The following is a 17,998-nucleotide window of genomic DNA, read 5'->3' as shown; positions in this document are numbered from 1 at the left end:
CCGTTTTTGCGGCAAATCGTTGTTTCGGAATAGAAGAAAGAAGATGTCCGCTTGCCGTGACGGCCGGGAACCGATAAGCTGAAAGCAGCACGGATTTACGGGAGGGCGCACATGAAGCTATTCTCGCATAAACTGCCGCTCGCGCTGCTTGTCATCGTTCTGCCAATGGCAGGCTGCAGGCAAGCTGATCAGCAGAAAAATGTAAACCCCGCTACCGGCGATGGCGCCATTTCGAGCAACGCGCCGGCGCTCTACGATCCGCCGATCACGATGACGACGGTTATGTTCAGTTATCCGACAACCAAATATTTCGGCAGCGATACGTATGCCGATAACATCTGGATGCGCACAATAGCGGAAAAATACGGTATCCGGGTGAAGCCGCTATGGCAGGCTTCGTCGACCGAATACGTGAAGAAGACGAACCAGATGATCGCTTCGGGCGAAATGCCCGATTTTTTTGCCGCAACGCCGCAGCAGTTCAAGGACTTGCTGGAGGCGGGCAAGCTGGAGGATTTGACCGACGCCTATCGTCAGTATGCGTCGCCTTCGCTGCGCAAGACGATGCAGGATGCCGGCGGCACCGTCATGAAGTCGGCCACGATCGACGGCCGCCTCATGGCGATTCCGTGGACCGGGACCAATAAAGAGCTGGCCCAGATTTTATGGATTCGCAAGGATTGGAAGGAGCGGCTCCAACTGCCCGATCCCCATACAATCGACGACTTGTTCGCGATATCGGACGCATTCGTGAAGCGGGACCCGGACGGCAACGGGATAGCGGACACGTACGGCATGGCGATGGAGAAGGGGCTGAGCATGGCGCTCGGGATGATGGGCGGTTACGGCGCGTATTTGAATTTGTGGCTGCAAGACGGTCATGGCAAGCTCGTGTTCAGCGAGTTGTCGCCGCAGATGAAGCTGGCGCTGACGAAGCTGAACGAGATGTACAAGGCCGGACACTTCGATCCGGAATTCGTCGTGAAGGATCCGCTTCAAGCGATGGAGAAGGTCGGCTCCGGCAAAATCGGCATGCTGTTCGGAACAAGAGGCACTCCCAACAGCCAGCTTGTCGCGCTTACGCCCGAGCAGGAATGGCTGCCGTTCGAAGTGCCGACGGCAGACGGCACGCCGTACAAGGCGCATTTGCCGCTCAACATTTTCAACTATTATTGGGTCGTCAAGAAAGGCGCGCCGCACCCCGAGGCGATGCTGCACATGATGGATTTCTACCTGCAGACGTATTATTTCAACGACTCCGAAGATGTGTATTACCGGTATATCGTTCCGAACAAGGAAGACCAGACGGGGATCTGGACTTATTCGCCGGTGAAGCTGCTGCTGCCCGACAACAACATCGAAAATTATCGGAAAATGATGGAGGTGTTGAATGGAAAAATGACACGTGAGCAGCTAGCGCCGGAACGCAAAAAGGTGTATGACCGCATTATGCTCTACAAGAACGGGCAGAAGAACATGTGGAGCGAGATGGCGCAGAACGGGCCTGGCGGCTCCGCCTCCATCATTGATCGCATTATTAAAGAGAACCGTTTTGTCGAGGATCACTATTATGCGCCCCCGACGGAAACGATGGCGGAGCTCGGGGAAAGCCTGACGGCGCTTCGCAACGAAACGTTCAACAAGATCATCATCGGCACGCTGCCTCCGGACGCCTTCGATCAGTTCGTTGCGGACTGGTACCGCTTGGGCGGAAGAACGATTACGGACGAAGTGAACGAATGGTACGCCAAAAACCGGTAAGCGGCGAAACGAAAAGCCTCTCTCATTTCCAGGAATGAGAGAGGCTTTTTCGCGATAATGAAAGCGGGTGTACAGCTATTCAACCAATCCGGTACGCTCCACCCCTTCAACGAACCAGCGCTGCGCAAACAAGTACAGCACAAGCGGAGGCAGGATGATCAGGAAGGAGGTGGCCATTTTGAGCGGTTCGTCGTAGATCGACGGGCCGTACTCGGCGGTACGCTGCGCGATGACGAGCGAAATTTGCGAGACGCCCATGGACAGCGGTACCCGTTCGGAGCCGGCCAAATACATGCTGGGCAAGTAATAATCGTTCCAGCTCCATACGAACGCGAACAGGAAAACGACGAGCATGGCCGGCTTCGCAAGCGGCAGCATGACCCGGAAGAAGAAGCGGAACACGCTGGCCCCGTCCATGCGGGCGGCTTCTTCCAGCTCTTTCGGCTGTGTCAGGAAAAACTGACGATAGATGATCACGAACAGTGCCCCCTTCAATCCGTGTCCGAACAGTGCGGGGAGCAGGATCGGGTAATAGGTGTGCATGAGATCGAGCTCCTTCGCCATGATCAGGTTGGGCAGAATGACCACCTGCGTAGGGACGATGAAGGAAAGCAGCAGACAGAACGACCACAGCTTCTTGAAGGGAACGTCCAGCCTTGCAAACGCATATCCCGCCACGGCGCAGGATACGGTTTGGAAGGTTGCGGCAACAAGCGAGAGCATCAGACTGATCGTAAAGGAACGGACATAGTGGAGCTGCTGCCACGCGTCCTGAAGCTCACCCGCATACAGCGTTCTCGGGATCCAGTTTACTGTCGGATCAAGCAAATCGGCTGAATTTTTGAACATATTCGCGATCATGTAGAACATCGGTTGCAAATAAATGAACGCCATTTCAATCAGAATGACATAGAGGAACGCGCGAAACAGAAGCCCTTGATCGGCTTCCCGCCCGAGCAGCAGGGAACGGGCGCCCAGTAACATGCGGCGACCGACCGCAAGGTCGAAGGCCTTGCGCACCTTCGCTTTGATGGGATGTAAGGGATGCAGCATCTGACTTCCTCCTAATATAGGGAGTTTAGCTTGCTAAACTCTCACTGCAAACGAAAAGGTTTTGCGATACTCTCTTAACCGCTTCCAGCGAGCAAAAACTTGCTTCGAAAGCATACGCTTAGGTTTTGCGATACTCTCTTAACCGCTTCCAGCGAGCAAAAACTTGCTTCGAAAGCATACGCTTAGGTTTTGCGATACTCTCTTAACCGCTTCCAGCGAGTAAAAACTTGCTTCGAAAGCATACGCTTAGGTTTGCGATACTAACCGGTCCATCGGACCGCCCGCTTGAACAAACCGAACATGACGCCCAGAAACAGCAGCACGATGGCAAAATAAATCCATGCCAATGCGCTTGACTGTCCATAGTTGACGGTGTTCACCTGCAGCAGAATCGGATTGGTCGGGAATGTAAACAGGCTCACCGTCGTATAGATCAGATTGAGCAATATAAAGCTCAGCATGCCGGGCAACGTGATTTTCCAGAATGCTTCCCACGGACCCGCTCCATCGATGCGGGCGGCTTCGTACACGGATGTCCCGATCGTCTGCCTGCCCGCCAGAAAAATCATGATTTGCACCCCGGAATACCAGAGTACGAGTATGAACGAGTTCATGACGGCCGCCACAGGCGCGGTCCAACTGCCGGCCGAGGCAAGCGTCGAATCGAATCCGAACCTGGAGACGAAGCCGAGGCTGCCTTGCCCTTGCCCGATGAATTCGGAGATGACCTCCCCGGTCGTAAAGATGACCGGCAGGAAGAAGACGGCGCGAAACAGGGAGCGGCCGGCGAATCGCTGGTTTAGCAAAATCGCGGCGAGCAGCGAAAAAATGACGATCACGGGCAGCATGACGAGAGCCTGACGCAGGAACGGCAACAGCTGATCGTACAGCAGGGTCGCGTTTTCGAACAAAATGTACTTGTAGTGCTTCAGACCGGCGTAAGTGCTGCTGACTCCGCTGGCTTGGATTTTGACGTTATGGAAGCTCATGTAGAACGAATAGCCGATCGGAAACGCCATGAACGCAACAAATCCGAAGAGCCAGGGGCTAATGAACAGCAGACCTTCCAGCTTGCGGGAAGTACCGGCGGACAGACGCCGGCGCGATGCGCGGACTTCGCTCAACGGTTATCCCCTCCTCGTATGATCCGATAATCCATCGGCGGCACGACGGTTTCGCCGTATCGGTACGGCTCGGTTCCGTAGTTGACGACGATTCGTTTGCCGCCCGCGTAAACCGTTTCTTTCACCTCGGGCGCAAGCGCGCGGTGGCCAATGATCGGCTCCGATTGCACGTCTCCGAGCGCCTCGTTCATGAGCCGATATTCGGTTGCCGCTAGATCCAGCCAGTCCCGATAATTCGGATTGTAAGGGTGAATCCCCTCGGCAAAAAGAAGGTTGTCGGTATTGTCGGAGGCAAACACAAAGCTCGGGTTGGCACCGTACTCCAGATTGCGCAGCAGCTGTTTCCGGTATTCCTGCCGATCGTTTCCGAAGTCCGACGTATAGGCGATAAACCCGTGCAGCGCGATTTGCAGGAACGGGACGCCGCCGGTGTCCGAAAATGTGTCGTACGAATAATCGTCCGGCAGCCGGTCGATGGCTTGCAGGTAAGGCAAAGCATACAGATTGGACCTGGTGCCGCGAAGCTGCAGCGAAGCGGCCGCCAATTCGCGGAGCAGCTGCTCCTGCTGCAATTGGGTTTCCAGGCGCGAGCCCGGGTAATTGGTGTTGTAATTGCTGGACAGCGTCTCGCCGAGACTCCGCACCGCAAGTCCGTCGATGCCGAGCGAGCGGAAGAATGCGATATGCCGGTCGATCGTCTTCTGCAGGAACGGGAGACTGACCCAATCGTCCATAATCGTGCCGCCCGGATTTCGCATGCCGTCCCGCTTTCTGGAGAACCCGTCCGCTCCGGTTCGGTTCACCCCGTACGGGGCATCCAGGAAGACGGGTACATGAAGCGAATGCGCGAAGGAAACGAGCGATTTCATGCCTGCATTCCCGCCGATTCGCGAATCTACGGCATCGAATCGTCCAGCCGCGCTGTAGCCGCCGGGCTGCCAGCCCATATATCGCACGGTCATCTCGTGAACCCCGCGGTCGTATAGCTGCCGCACGATCGTTTTCGCGTCGTCCGCGGTCGTGCCGAGCAAGTAACGGCTGCCGAAATTACCGTCTTCCTGCTCGCCGCCGAGCAGACTGAGGGTAAGCGGCAGTTCGCCGCTTCGGCTGTTAATCGGCTTCAGGCGGTACCGCTCGACCAGATAGCTGCGGTACCGCTCCGCCATGCCGACGTAATCGCTTCTGCCGTCTGCAAGCGGCACGTAGCGAACGACACGGTCGCCGCCGAAGCGATTGTTTTTGTCGTATACTTCCGCGAACGTTTGCTTGGTACGGCTTGTAAGCAGCGAATAGGGCTTCCGGTACATCTGAACGGGAGCAATCCAGTTATACCCGCTGAACACGCCGGAGGGCGAAGCGACGATTTCCGTGTACGCCGCGCCGTCCTCGACGATGGACAAGAAGGATCGTCCGCCCGAGCGCATGCCGAAAACCGGCATGGACACCCGGTTGCGGGAAGGCTCGAATATCGGCGACCGGAACGCTTCGTCCATGCCGAAGATCGGCTCCTGATAGATCAGGCTGGCGTTCGCCTGGCGCTCCCGGAACGGGATCGTGGCGCCGGAGCCGTCGGGAATGAACAGAAACCCTTCCTGGCCTGCGGAATGTACGGCGCCGAACATCGGGTAAACGCGAATCGAAAGCAGGCGGAGCGCGCCTTCCCGGATGCCGGCGTCCACGATTCGAACGACGACAGAATCGTTCTCAAGTGTGACCTGGACAGGAATGGAGATCATCTTGCTCGGCAGATCGAAGGTCAGGGAAAATCCCCCCGGGAGCAGCTTGTAATCGCGAATCGTCCCTTGTTCCTCCAGGAAATTCGTGTCCTTCGGCTGGGCGAGCGACTTGGAGCCGCTTAAATCGATATAGCGCAGCATCAGCGGCGAACGCAGGTGCGTGCGCCATGTTCCTTCCTGCGTCTCGCTCGGCCAGTGCTCCGGGTCGGGGTAGGAACGGTACATGTTGCCGTTGCGCAAATCGTGTACCTGAAAGTGTCCGGTCGACGGATCGACCGACAGCTCGAGCGAGCCGGTTGAAGCGGCGCGGACGAACTGTCCGGGCTGCGGCAGCTCGCCCAATCCCTTGGCCACCTTAACCGCTCCAGGCGTCTTCAGGGAGGCCGGTACGGATTGTGCGGAAGGCTCGCCGAATTGAAGGTGCGCCCATGCATAGGCGGCAAGGCATGCCAGCAGCAGAGGAAAACCGAAACGCTTTCCGATGCGAAGCCAGGCTGTCATCGCGCATACACCTCCCTGGTGACGTCTGTGATGAAGATATACAGGTCGCTGCCGATGCCAAGGATGATAAAGACAAGCACGGCCAGTGTGGCGAACGCAGCGGCAGACAGGACAAGATTGACGATCGTTTCGCCGAACGTATAGTTATGGACGGACATGATCATCCAGAACAGGAGCAGGAAGATCCATATGCTCATCCCGTTCTGAAAGAAGGAATAAATCGATTGCTCTGCAAGCGTAAGGCCGTTGGAAGCGAGGGCAAGCGGCAGGCCGATCAGCACGATGGGAATAAGCGCATAGGCGCTGCCGATGAACACGTCCTTGAAGCGCCCCTCGCCCTGGTAGATGGTGCTGACGAAATAATGAGCCAGCACCCAGCCGAACCAAATCGCGCCGCTGCGGAGCAAATAGCTTATCACATCGAATGAACGGGTATTGACCGTATTGAAGCTGTAACCGGTAAACAGGTTCATGCACACCAGCGAAAGCGACACTGCGGCAAGCACGGTTAGCGCGCTTCGGTAGCTGCCCTTGCGTTCGTAACGGATGGCCGTGAAGCCATCGATCGGATGCCTCAACAGGTGCCAGACATGCTTGAATTGAACGATCGCGGGGATTCGCGAACGGCTTCTGCTTCGCCAGGCGGCCCGCCACCCGTTGCGCCGGCTCCACCAGCCGAGCAGCGCGATGCCGAGCGCGGCGGCAAGCAGTCCGGTGGCAAGGGCGGCAAAATGACGCTGGAACCAAAGCAGCCTTATCTGCCATAACGAGTCCGAGTAGCCAACCGGATCTTCTCCCTTGATGAACAGACGGGCGGCGCGAGCGTAGTCTTCCGTCTTGTAGGCGGCTTTGGCCTGCCCGAGAATGGCCGGCGTGAAGTAGGCGTTGTGCTGCAGAACCTCCTGCCAGGGGCGTTCGCTTTCCTCATATCTTCCCTGAAGCGTCAATTGATTGGCGCGATTGACCAAGGCGCCGAATTCGGACAGACGGAGGATATGGATCAGTCCGTCCTGTCCGTCCAGAATGTACAGGTCGCCTCGCGAGTTGGCGTCAATGGCGACGGGAGTCTTGAGCAGTCCGAGCTGCGTCGTCGACACCGGCGCCGGGCCGCCCCAGAAGAACAGCGGATTGCCGTTCGCATCGTATTGATAAACGTAATGGTAGATCGAGTCGATTGCGGTAATATTGCCGTTGACGTCCACGGTCAAATCGATCAGCGCCGGCAAAACCAATCGTCCTGACTCGTATTTCCGTTCCCATACCCGGATAGTACCGAAATTGCCCGTTCGCGAGTGCAGCATGTTCACGCCGCGGATGTTCAGCTTCTTGACAGTGTTCTTCACAGACGTCACGCCCCGCGTCGAGGTGTAGATGAAGCCGTCGCGATCCATGGCCAGGCTGCTGATCGCATCGGGCAGCTTGCTGGATTCGTTCGCGTACATTTGCCGGGGATAAAACGTCCGTTTCAGCGCATCGATCGGCGAGAGCGGCGTTTTGTTCGCCCCGTAGAAGCTCTGAAAACGACCCTCCGGGTTCAGCTGCAGCACCCCTTGATAGCTGCCGAGCATGGCGATGTACAGGAAGCCGCGAGTATCGACGACCAGACGAACAGGATCGAACGGGTACGAGGCCGGGATATACCGGGAATCCGGTCTGGTGTAAACTTTCGCGAGCGTTCCGTCCGGATGCAGTCGAACGATGCGCTTATTGCCGGTGTCAGCGATATAGATTTCCCCCGCTTTCGTGACGAACAGCCCTTCCGGCTTTTTCAGCGGACTCTCCGGGACGGTAAGGAATCGGACCTGGTTTCCATTCGCGTCCAGCTCGACGATTCGATTGTTCCCCGTATCGGCGATGTACAGATGATCGTCCGGACCGATAAACAGATCCTTCGGATTTTGCAGCGGGGAATTGCGGGACTGGCCGGCAGGCGATTCAATCGTCAAATGATCCCCGGCAATGCCGATCGGGGTATAGGCCGGCTGCACGGAAAGATTGCGCGCTTTCTGGTCGATAAAGTTCGTATTGTAGGCAACGTCGGCGCTTGCATGCGGCGGGGCAGCCGCCATCAGCACAAGCAGCGCGGCGAAGAGCGGCAGCCACCGCCGCCGGATCGTCATGTTCACGTCGTAACCTCCGTAGCTATCTATATCGCATAAGAATTTCACTTTGCAGGGTTATTTGATGCCGGAATGGGCCATCGTCGCGATCACCTTCCGCTGGAACACAAGAAAGACGACAAGATTGGGCACGAACAGGATGACGGCGGCGGCAGCGGCGGCCCCTTGCCTCGCGACGCTGTTCGCAAGGCCGTTCGTAAGCGTCGAGAGAAAGAACGGGAACGTCTTCATCGCTTCGTCCTGCATAAACAGGCGGGATGCCTCGATGTTGCCCCAGGCGGATTGGAACGTCAAAATTCCGACGGTGGCGACAGCCGGCATGATCATCGGAACGATTACCCGGACGAATATGGTCGTCTGGCTCGCGCCGTCCATTTTCGCCGCTTCCAGGAGCTCGTTCGGCACCTGATCGACGAACTGCTTCATCAGAAAGACGCACGTCGGCGCCGCGAGGTACGGCAGAAGATGTCCCCAATACGTACCCATGATGCCGAGCTTCGAGATGATCAAGTACCGCGGAATCGCTACGGTTTCCGGCGCGAACATGAGCGTCAGCAGAATGAGCGCCATGAGCGGCCGGGACCCGGGGAACCCCAGCTTGGAGAGCGGATAGGCGCACATGGCGCTGACGAGCGTAACGAGCGTTACCAGGGTTCCGGTGACGAAGATACTGTTGAACAAGTACCGGGTCACCGGAACAGCCGAGCTTCCCGTCACGATGAACAGCTCGGTGAAATTGTGCAACGACGGATGCTGCGCGATGAAACGCGGCGGATACACGAACAGTTCCTGATAAGGCTTCAGGGAATGACTGATAATGAACACGATCGGCAGCGCCATGAACAGTCCGAGCAGCGTGAGAATGCCGACAACCGCCAGCTGGAACGGTTCCATACGCCGTATGGATACGATGGTTCGCAAGAGACCCATAGCTACTCGTCCCCCCTTGAGCCGAACAGCTTCCCGCTGCCTTTGCCCGCGGCGTACATCATCAGGAGCAGGAATACCGACACGGCGGCGGCGTAGCCCAATTCGAAGCGCACTTCGCCGTAATCCTGAATGTGGCTGATCATGACGTGTCCCGAATAGAGCGGGGTCGGGAACGTGCCGGACAGTACGGTCCCGATATCTCCTGCCTTGAACGTCGCGACAATCGCCATGACGGCGCTGAACAGCATTTGCGGCTTCATCGACGGAATGGTGATGTACCAGATTTCCTGGAGCCGGCTCCTGATGCCGTCGATTCGGCCGGCTTCGTACAGCTCCGGATTCACATTCAGAATACCGGCGAGCTGGGCGAGAAAACCGACCCCCATGCCGGACCATAGCGTGACCGCAACCATCGACTGCATGAGATACCTGCCGTCCGTTGTCCAGATGACCGGCTGCACGATCAGCCCGAGCTTGAGCAGCAGGCTGTTCAAATAGCCGATCCGGTCCCCGGCGAGAAGAGGGAGCCAAACCGCCGCCATCGCGATGCCTGCCGTCAGCGATGGCGAATAGTAGATCAGCGCGTAGACCGAACGGGACCACTTGGGCAGCTGCGAGATGAGCCATGCCAGCAGGAACGAAGCGGCAAAGCCGCCGGGGCCGACGAGCAGCGCGAAGCGGAACGTGTTCGGCAGCGCGTACTTCAGAAAGATGAGATCCTGCGACAGCAGCGCCATGAAATTGTCCCATCCGATCCAGCGCGGCGGCTCCAACCCGTTGTACGACGTAAAGCTGAGCAGAGCGGCAAGCATAATCGGCAGCAGGATAAAGAGCAGGAAGCAGACGGCGAACGGAGCGATAAACATGTACGCGGCCCGGAACGACCACAGCCGCATGATCCAGGCGGCGGCCCCTCTGCGGACCGTCGGCCGGTCAGGGCGAAGCGCCGTCCGCCATTCGAGCTCATTTTGCGACATACGGATCGACTCCTTCCCATGGCTGATCGACGACGGGCCACTCCAGCGTGTGCAGGATGCGGCCGTCATCCGCGAGGAAACCGAATTCCCGCGATTTGCGCGACATTTCCCGGTTGATATTGACGACCGCCTCCTCAAGCGAATCCCGGAAATGCACGCCCTTGAGCACTGATCGATTCCACGCGTTCCCCAGCTCGCGCGGGATAAAGTAGGAGCCCGGCAAATTCGGCAGCTCCTTGTACCAGCGCCACTGCTCCAGGATCACGGCCAGCTCCTGCTTGGGCCAAAGATGAGTGAACGCCTCGATATTGGCAGTATTCCAGCGGAAGCCGACGCCGTAATACGATTCGAGGTCGGAGCCGTAGCGTTCCTGAGTTTCCGCGGAGACGAGCCATTTCAGAAATGCCCACGCTTGCTCTTTGCGCGCCGAGCTCTTATAGATGAAGGCTGCGGTTTGACCGCCCGACGACCAGCGCGCGACCGTACCGTCCGGCTGCTTGACCCCCGGCAGCGGGGCGATGCCCCACCAGCCGGTCAACTCCGGAGCGGCGACAGACAAGGTCACGTACAGATTATAGTCGGCTACGCCAATGGGCATCGTCCCTTTGCGGAAGTGCTGATAGAAGCTCGGTACGCTTTTCTCCAGGTCGTACAGATTGAACAAATCCGTCAGCTGCTTGAAGCCTTGGAATGCCGCCGGCGAATCGAGCGCCGTCCGCAGACCGCCGCGATCGAAAAATTCGGCTCCGTTCTGATACATGAAGGTCACGTAATCGTTCGGCGGCACGTAGAAGTTATAGCCGTTCTGCTGCAGGGTCGGCATCATGGCGTAAACGTCCTCCCACGTATCGGGAATGCGCAGTCCCAGCTGCTGCATAATGTCCTTCCGGTAGAACAGCACCTTGAACGATTGCGTTTCGGGCAGCGCGTAATAGCCCTTGTTGTAATAGAAAGGAAGCAGGGCACCCGGGGCGAACCGGCTGGCCGTCTCGCGGAAGTCGGGAAATTGGCTGAGGTCCAGCAGCGCGTTCCGCATGGCGAAGTCGATCGATTTATCCTGCGGCTGTCCCAGCGCGATGTCCGGTGCCATTCCGGCAGCGTTGGCATAGAGCAGCAAATTTTCGTCCGGCAGCAGGCTGACCCGCACCGGAATGCCGGTTTCCGGCGTGAACAGCTCGTCGCTGAGCTCCTGAAGCAAATTGACATAGTCGCGCCCCCGGTTGACCCACACGTTCAATACGTCTTCCTCTTGATGCTCCAGTTTGTCCTCGCGGGAGAAGGTGTTCAGGAATCGCACGGCCGAAGCCCGCAGCCGTTCGTACCAGGCTGCCTCCATCTTGGGGATTGGCGACTCAAGCGGGACGATATAAAGTTGGTCGAGCTGCAGAGCCGAACGCAGAAGCGATTCGCGCACGGTGCCGAGTTTCTCCTGCATGGCGCTCAATTGATCGGTATAATAGGGAATTTCATTCGGCACCTTCAAATAACTGTCGAGATCCTTGACGCTCGTTTCGATCAGCTGCAGCAGGTTGTCGCGCCGGCCGTTCGTTGCGAGCAGCAGCTGCGCCATTTGCTGCAGTTCCTCCCTGATTGCCCGGAGGCGGCCCGGTAGTTCGGGGAGATCCCGTTCAATCTTCCACGTTCGGTCCTTATCCACCACGTTGCCGGTCAACGCCTTGAGCTCGACCACGATTTCGCGGACCGCGCCCGCGGCCCGTTCTCCGCGAATGATCACGGGCTGGTACGGCGCGGAGGTAGCCGTCATCGTCAGCGTGTGCTCGCCTTCCGTCAGGCTGAACTCGTACGGCTTGCGCTTGTCGTCCCGGAGCTGCAGCCCTTGCCAGCTGGCGCTGTACGGAAACCGGTAAGCGAGCAGTTCCCGGAAAGGAACCTTTCCGTCAATCGCGATCGTCCGGAAGGCCGACAGATTGGAGGCGGTGTTCTGCAGCGCGCGCATCGCGATGCGGTATCGGCCGGCGGATGGCACGCGAAATGTCCAGCTGATCGACTGCCCGCCGCTTCCCCACTGCGCGCCGCCCACCGTGTTGAATCGATCCTTCCGCAAGGCGGACGGGACCGAGCGCGCATCCCGATCGACCGCGATCAGAATCGATACATCGTTCTTGGCGGCCATCGCTTCAGCCTCGACGGTGATCGTTTCCTTCGGCAGGTTCGTGTCTGCGGGAAGACTTGCGGCATAATCCGCATAAGGCAGGATTGGTTCCTGAGGAGCGACCGTCAGGGAGGCGATGGCAACGGGCTGGTCGCCTGCCAGCCGGATCGTGTGCGCGCCTTTGGTGAAATGCCACAGGAGCGGCTCGCTGTAGGCGTTCGCCGCATCGCGGAACGGTTCCTCGATCCATTCCTTCCGTTCCTGCGGCTTCGGCCGAATGTCGTTGCCGGAACGGTCCGTCTTCGGCGGCAACTCGTCCTTGAACATGCGGCGAAACGGAATCGCGCGCGCCTCCCGGTAAGGAAATGCGCCGTCTACCGTTACGGCCAGCATGACCGGCGTTCGCGTATCGGAAGCGGCTCCGTCCCTATCGAGCGAATGATAATCAAGCTTCATCGTATAGAGAGCGTCTTCCTTCACCGTAAAGGTATATTCCACCCAACTGGTTGCCGCGCTTTGCCAGAGCAGGACATCGTCCTTCTCCCGGTAAGTTCCGGAGAGTGCGTAGCGATCGGCGGATTGAGCCGAGCTGCTCGCTCCCTTGAGGCGAATCGGCTGCGCCGTCGTCGTGGTTAACCCTTGTGTGAGCCAGGAGGCCAGCACCTCGGCATAATAGGGCTCGAGCGTTGTGGCCACCGGGATATCGCCCAGATTTGCCTCCTGATTGGCTGGCGGGGGCTGTTCATTCGACTGCGTTGCGGCCGAACCGGAAGCGGAGCCGATCGACACGGCCGCCGCAAAAAGAGCCGCGAATCGCAATTTACGTAAGGTTCGTATAGCCTGCATGCCCATTCCCCTTCTATGCATCAAGAATTCGGGTGCCGTCTGTCCGATCGAAAACAATCGACTGATTCAGACCGAAAGTCAGCTTAACTTTCTCATCATCGGCGAAATGCCGGTGAGGTGCGGTTCTGGCCACCAGCGTGCTGCCGGTGCCGATATCCAGGTGCAGATAACGGTCGGCCCCCATGAGCTCGGAGAACCGGTGAAGTCCGGTTACGCGGGAGCCGATATCGGTGTCTTCGCCCAGCGAATCTTCCTCTACGGCGATATGCTCCGGCCGTATGCCGAGAATAACGGATTTGCCGTTATAATGGCGCTGTGCAAGCGCTCTCCCCATTGCAGGGGGGAGCGGGAGCGCAAACCGATTGGTATGGAACGCCAGTCCGCCGCCATCCTGCTCAAGCAAGCGGCCTTCCATAAAATTCATCGGAGGCGAACCGATGAAGCCTGCCACGAAAGTGTTTGCGGGTTGATTATAGACCCGTTCCGGCGTGTCGACTTGCTGCACGACGCCGTTCTTCATCACAACGATGCGGCTGGCCATCGTCATCGCTTCCGTCTGGTCGTGCGTGACGTAGATGGTGGTGACGCCGAGCTGCTTCTGCAGCCGGATCAGCTCCGAACGCATGGACACGCGAAGCTTGGCATCGAGGTTCGAAAGCGGCTCATCCATCAGGAATACTTGCGGATTCCGCACAATGGCCCGACCGAGGGCAACCCGTTGCCGCTGCCCGCCGGACAAGTCCCGGGGCTTGCGGCCAAGCAAGGCGTCAATTTCGAGCACACGTGCCGCCCGCTTGACCGCGAGATCGATTTCATGCTTCGGTTGCTTGCGAAGCCGCAGGCCGAAGGCGATATTCTCGTATACCGAAAGGTTCGGATACAAGGCGTAATTTTGAAACACCATCGCGATATCCCGATCTTTGGGGGGCAATTGGTTGACTTTGACATGATTGATATAAATCCCGCCTTGACTGATCTCCTCCAGACCGGCGATCATGCGCAGCGTAGTCGATTTGCCGCACCCCGAGGGTCCGACGAAAACGATGAACTCCCTGTCCAGCACCTCCAGGCAAAAGTCTTTCACGACGGCATTGTCTTTCCCGTATTGCTTGCATACGTGATCGAACAGAATGGTCGACAACATTCGCCCCTCCTTTATTTTCGAGTAACAGTCCCTGCAAACATGCTACGGAAAGATTGGCGCGCTGAACAGCGGACAATGCTCCGAAAATCTGCAAATGCTTGCAATGTTGCCGGTATGGCAGATTTGGATATTACAGAAGGAATCGCATATATACAAAGCCGAACGGCCGCCATACGATAAGGTGGGTCAGTCAAAGAGATGATCGACGGGAGGTGTGCGGTACGTGATGGAACCATGACAAGGCGTACGGGGGCATTATTGGACGGTTTTTGTTGTTTATTGCTGAAAAGGGACAAAGAGAATCGAATGGAGGATAAACGAATGAACAAAGTCATTGCCCGCTTGACACTGCTTCTTGCATTGCTCGCCTTGCTGTTGGCGGCGTGCGGCAGCAAGGGATCCTCGGACGGCAGCGCATCCTCGAGCCCGAGCGCCAGTCCGATCGCAAGCCCGGCCGCATCGGCTGCCGTTTCGCCTTACGGCGATACCGGCGGACTGAAGCTGCCGCTGGTCGACAAGCCGACGACGCTGACCTGGATGATGATCAGCGACCACACGAACATGAACGAATCGATGCTGGCGAAAGAGATTGAGAAGCGGACGGGCATCAAGCTCGATATCCAGGCCTACCCGGCGGCAAGCTATATGGAGAAGCTTCGCGTCGTTCTTGCATCCGGCAAGTTGCCGGATATTTTCCACGGCCTGTCGCCCGCGGAAGTGAACAAGATGGGGGTTCAAGGCGCTTTGACGCCGATCAATCCGTATCTTGACAAGCTGCCGAACTTCAAGAAGCTTTACGTCGACAACAAAGACAACAGCTGGGTGATGAAGTCCTGGTCGGACGACAAGAACAACCTGTACACGTGGCCGATCTACGGACTCCAGCGCGATGTCAATCACGGCTTCCTGTTCCGGAAGGATGTTTTCGACAAGCTGGGCATCAAGGAATGGACCACGACGGATGAATTCTATCAAGCGCTGAAAAAGCTGAAGGAAGCTTATCCGCAGTCGTACCCGTTCGCGTCCAAGTACAAGGAAGCCATCTTTGAAGTGTTGGCGTTCGGCTGGGGGATCGGTTCGCACAACGGCGTTTTCCCCGCTTATTACGACGAACAAGCGAAAACGTGGAAGCTGGCTTACACCGCGCCGGAATATAAAGCGATGCTTGACTTCATGAAGAAGCTGTTTAACGAAGGGCTGCTCGACCCGGAATTCATCACGGACACCGATGCGTCGTGGACGAGCAAAATGACAACGAACAAGGCGTTCGTCACATTCGACTGGATCGGAAGGATGGAAGCGTTCGCCAATCAGGTGAAGTCGCAGATGCCGGACTACAACTTGCGTTACGGCAACCCGGTCGGCCCGACCGGCCATGTCCGCAGCTTGCCCAGGATCGACAACGTCGGGCTGGCGGTGGCGAACAACGCCAATAAAGAAACGGCGCTCAAGCTGTTGGACTATTTGACAAGCCCGTCCGGCGCATCGCTGGTCACCATGGGAGTCGAAGGCGAAACGTACAAGCTGGAAAACGGAAAGCCCGTATATTCGGAGCTGAAGGACGCGCCGACGGTAGATATCAACGTGCTGCAGAAAAAGTACGGCCTGTGGGCCAATGCGATGTACCTTCGCCCCGACAAGCGGAGCGTGTACTTCAACTTCACCGCAAAGGAACAGGAAGCGCAGGATAAGATCGTCAAGAGCAACAAGTTCGAAACGCCGGACCCGATGCCGAAATTTACGGACGAGGAAACGAAGACACTGGCCGATCTTAAAGTTTCGCTCGATAAGGCGGCCCAGGAATTCAGCACGAAATACATCATGAAGAAAGAGATGAGCGACGCGGATTGGACACAGTGGCTGCAAAGCGCCGAGAAGCTTGGGGCGAGCAAGTTCGTCGGCGCCTACAATGCGGCTCAGAAGCGGTATGACGAAATCAAATAGGCAGCTATGGGTGTTGTTTCTTCCTTGCGCCGCCTTCTACTTGCTGTTTCGCTACGGTCCGATTTACGGGTTAATCATTGCATTCAAGGATTACAACGTATACGAGGGGATTCTGAGCAGCGATTGGGTCGGCGTGAGGCATTTTGAACGATTGTTCGACAGTCCGGATTTCTGGTTATTATTTAAAAATACGTTGCTTCTCGGGTTCTATACGCTGCTGTGGGCGTTTCCGATGCCGATTCTCTTCGCGCTTATGCTGAACGAAGTGAGGCATGCCCGATTCAGGAAAACGGTACAGACGATGAGCTACATTCCGGCCTTTCTGTCCGTCGTCATCGTCTGCAGCATGCTGATCGATTTTTTATCCCCCACGAATGGCATCGTGAATCACGCGCTCCATTCGTGGGGCTTTCCCACCACGTATTTCATCGCCAAGCCGGAGTGGTTTCGCACCTTGTACGTCTCCTCCGAGGTATGGCAGTACATGGGGTACGAGTCCATCATCTACCTTGCGGCGATCGCCTCGATCGATCCGTCGCTTTACGAGGCGGCCAGAGTTGACGGCGCCTCCAGGTTGCGCATGATTCGGCACATTACGCTGCCGGGCATCCTGCCGACGATTTCGATCATGCTGATTATCAAGTCGGGGGCGATGTTCCGCATCGGCTACGAGAAGGTGCTGCTGCTCTATAATCCGATGACCTACGACGTGGCGGACGTGTTCTCCACCTACGTGTACCGCAAGGGTCTGCTCGAGGCCAATTATTCGTATGCGGCGGCAGTCGGCCTTTTTGAAGCGACGATTGCCCTGCTCATGCTGACCGCCTCGCAGCTGACGATCCGCCGGGCAGGAGGGAGGGGGATATGGTGAAGCGTTTCCTGTTCGACACGGTTCTTTATGTTTTGCTTGCCAGCGTCGCGTTTATAACCGTGTACCCCCTCCTTTATATCGTGGCGGTGTCGTTCAGCGATCCGGCCAGCATCGTGCAGAACAAAGTGGCGCTTTGGCCCAAAGGATTCAATATCGAGGCTTATCGTGAGCTTCTGCATCATCCGAAAATCCCGCGGGCGTACCTGAATACGATTCTGTATACGTCCGTGGGCACGTTTATCAACCTGGCGATGACCGCGGTAGCGGCGTATCCGCTCTCCAGGCCGGAGTTCAGCGGCCGCAAGCTGGCGCTCGTCGCGATTGTGCTGACGATGTTTCTGAATGGCGGCATCATTCCGACGTATATTATCGTGCAGAAGCTTCATCTGCTCAATACCATCTGGGCGATCGTGCTGCCGAACGCGATCTGGACGATCGAGCTGCTGCTGCTCAAGAGCTTCTACGAAGCGATGTCTTCCTCTTTGCGAGAATCGGCGAAAATCGACGGCGCCTCGGAATATCGGATTCTGCTGTCGATCGTGATTCCGCTTTCCAAGCCAGCCATTGCGTCGATCGGCCTGTTCTTTTTCATGGGGCATTGGAACAGCTTCTTCCTGCCCATGATCTACATGAACGACGCGGACAAATACCCGCTTCAGGTCGTGCTTCGCGATATGCTCATTCTCGGGCAGGCGAAGGAGAACGACCCGATCGGCAACTCGTCCATACCGCCGCAGGCGCTAAAGAACGCCACGATCTTCCTTTCGCTCGTCCCGGTGCTGGCGATTTATCCGTTCGCGCAAAAATATTTCGCCAAAGGCATCATGCTCGGGGCGGAAAAAGGATGAACCGCTAAAAGTGTTTGCGGGCGGCGGGGG

Annotated in this window: 12 protein-coding genes; 4 read left to right on the top strand and 8 right to left on the bottom strand. The window is 57.3% G+C overall.

The genetic code is table 11. The features are described 5' to 3' along the window. Positions 1 to 111 precede the first annotated feature (111 nt). Complete coding sequence (locus EXY20_RS10385; RefSeq protein WP_135550532.1) at positions 112 to 1,761, top strand: extracellular solute-binding protein; 1,650 nt, start codon at positions 112 to 114, stop codon at positions 1,759 to 1,761. Positions 1,762 to 1,836: 75 nt separating this feature from the next. Here EXY20_RS10385 and EXY20_RS10380 read toward each other — a convergent pair whose 3' ends face one another. The 8 genes from EXY20_RS10380 to EXY20_RS10345 form a co-directional block, all read right to left on the bottom strand. Further along, a complete protein-coding gene (locus EXY20_RS10380) occupies positions 1,837 to 2,814 on the bottom strand; it encodes a carbohydrate ABC transporter permease (RefSeq protein WP_135550530.1) in 978 nt (325 codons plus the stop codon). A 260-nt stretch (positions 2,815 to 3,074) separates the two neighbouring features. Beyond that, positions 3,075 to 3,938: a carbohydrate ABC transporter permease gene (locus EXY20_RS10375; RefSeq protein WP_135550528.1), complete on the bottom strand. Its 864-nt coding sequence runs from the start codon at positions 3,936 to 3,938 to the stop codon at positions 3,075 to 3,077. After that, positions 3,935 to 6,175, bottom strand: coding sequence for a DUF5696 domain-containing protein (locus tag EXY20_RS10370; protein ID WP_135550526.1), 2,241 nt, complete (start codon positions 6,173 to 6,175; stop codon positions 3,935 to 3,937). The genes EXY20_RS10375 and EXY20_RS10370 overlap by 4 nt, the downstream gene beginning before the upstream one ends. Beyond that, positions 6,172 to 8,295 carry a YIP1 family protein gene (locus tag EXY20_RS10365; RefSeq protein ID WP_235885643.1) on the bottom strand — a complete coding sequence of 708 codons (2,124 nt, stop codon included), beginning with the start codon at positions 8,293 to 8,295 and terminating at the stop codon, positions 6,172 to 6,174. Before EXY20_RS10365 ends, EXY20_RS10370 begins: the two co-directional genes overlap by 4 nt. Positions 8,296 to 8,352: 57 nt before the next feature. Further along, positions 8,353 to 9,225, bottom strand: coding sequence for a carbohydrate ABC transporter permease (locus tag EXY20_RS10360; protein WP_135550524.1), 873 nt, complete (start codon positions 9,223 to 9,225; stop codon positions 8,353 to 8,355). 2 nt (positions 9,226 to 9,227) lie between these two features. Continuing rightward, on the bottom strand, positions 9,228 to 10,121 hold the full coding sequence (locus EXY20_RS10355) for a carbohydrate ABC transporter permease (RefSeq protein WP_407944910.1): 894 nt from the start codon (positions 10,119 to 10,121) through the stop codon (positions 9,228 to 9,230). 67 nt (positions 10,122 to 10,188) lie between these two features. Continuing rightward, positions 10,189 to 13,011 carry an extracellular solute-binding protein gene (locus EXY20_RS10350; RefSeq protein WP_167859140.1) on the bottom strand — a complete coding sequence of 941 codons (2,823 nt, stop codon included), beginning with the start codon at positions 13,009 to 13,011 and terminating at the stop codon, positions 10,189 to 10,191. Between the two features lie 163 nt (positions 13,012 to 13,174). Next, complete coding sequence (locus tag EXY20_RS10345) at positions 13,175 to 14,302, bottom strand: ABC transporter ATP-binding protein (RefSeq protein WP_135550841.1); 1,128 nt, start codon at positions 14,300 to 14,302, stop codon at positions 13,175 to 13,177. Positions 14,303 to 14,626: 324 nt separating this feature from the next. On the opposite strand from EXY20_RS10345, the gene EXY20_RS10340 reads away from it, so the two are divergent. Genes EXY20_RS10340 through EXY20_RS10330 form a run of 3 tightly spaced genes read left to right on the top strand, consistent with a single transcriptional unit; the run spans position 14,627 to position 17,968 of the window. Next, positions 14,627 to 16,249 (top strand): extracellular solute-binding protein, encoded by a 1,623-nt coding sequence (locus EXY20_RS10340; RefSeq protein WP_135550520.1) that lies wholly within the window; start codon positions 14,627 to 14,629, stop codon positions 16,247 to 16,249. Then, positions 16,233 to 17,120 (top strand): ABC transporter permease, encoded by an 888-nt coding sequence (locus EXY20_RS10335; RefSeq protein WP_235885547.1) that lies wholly within the window; start codon positions 16,233 to 16,235, stop codon positions 17,118 to 17,120. Before EXY20_RS10340 ends, EXY20_RS10335 begins: the two co-directional genes overlap by 17 nt. After that, a complete protein-coding gene (locus EXY20_RS10330; RefSeq protein ID WP_135550516.1) occupies positions 17,114 to 17,968 on the top strand; it encodes a carbohydrate ABC transporter permease in 855 nt (284 codons plus the stop codon). The genes EXY20_RS10335 and EXY20_RS10330 overlap by 7 nt, the downstream gene beginning before the upstream one ends. Positions 17,969 to 17,998: the final 30 nt, after the last annotated feature.

Source organism: Paenibacillus cymbidii, assembly GCF_004764705.1.
Classification (GTDB): Bacteria; Bacillota; Bacilli; order Paenibacillales; family NBRC-103111; genus Paenibacillus_AN; species Paenibacillus_AN cymbidii.
Note: the sequence above shows the minus strand (reverse complement) of the source record. Positions and strands in the feature narration are given on the sequence as shown.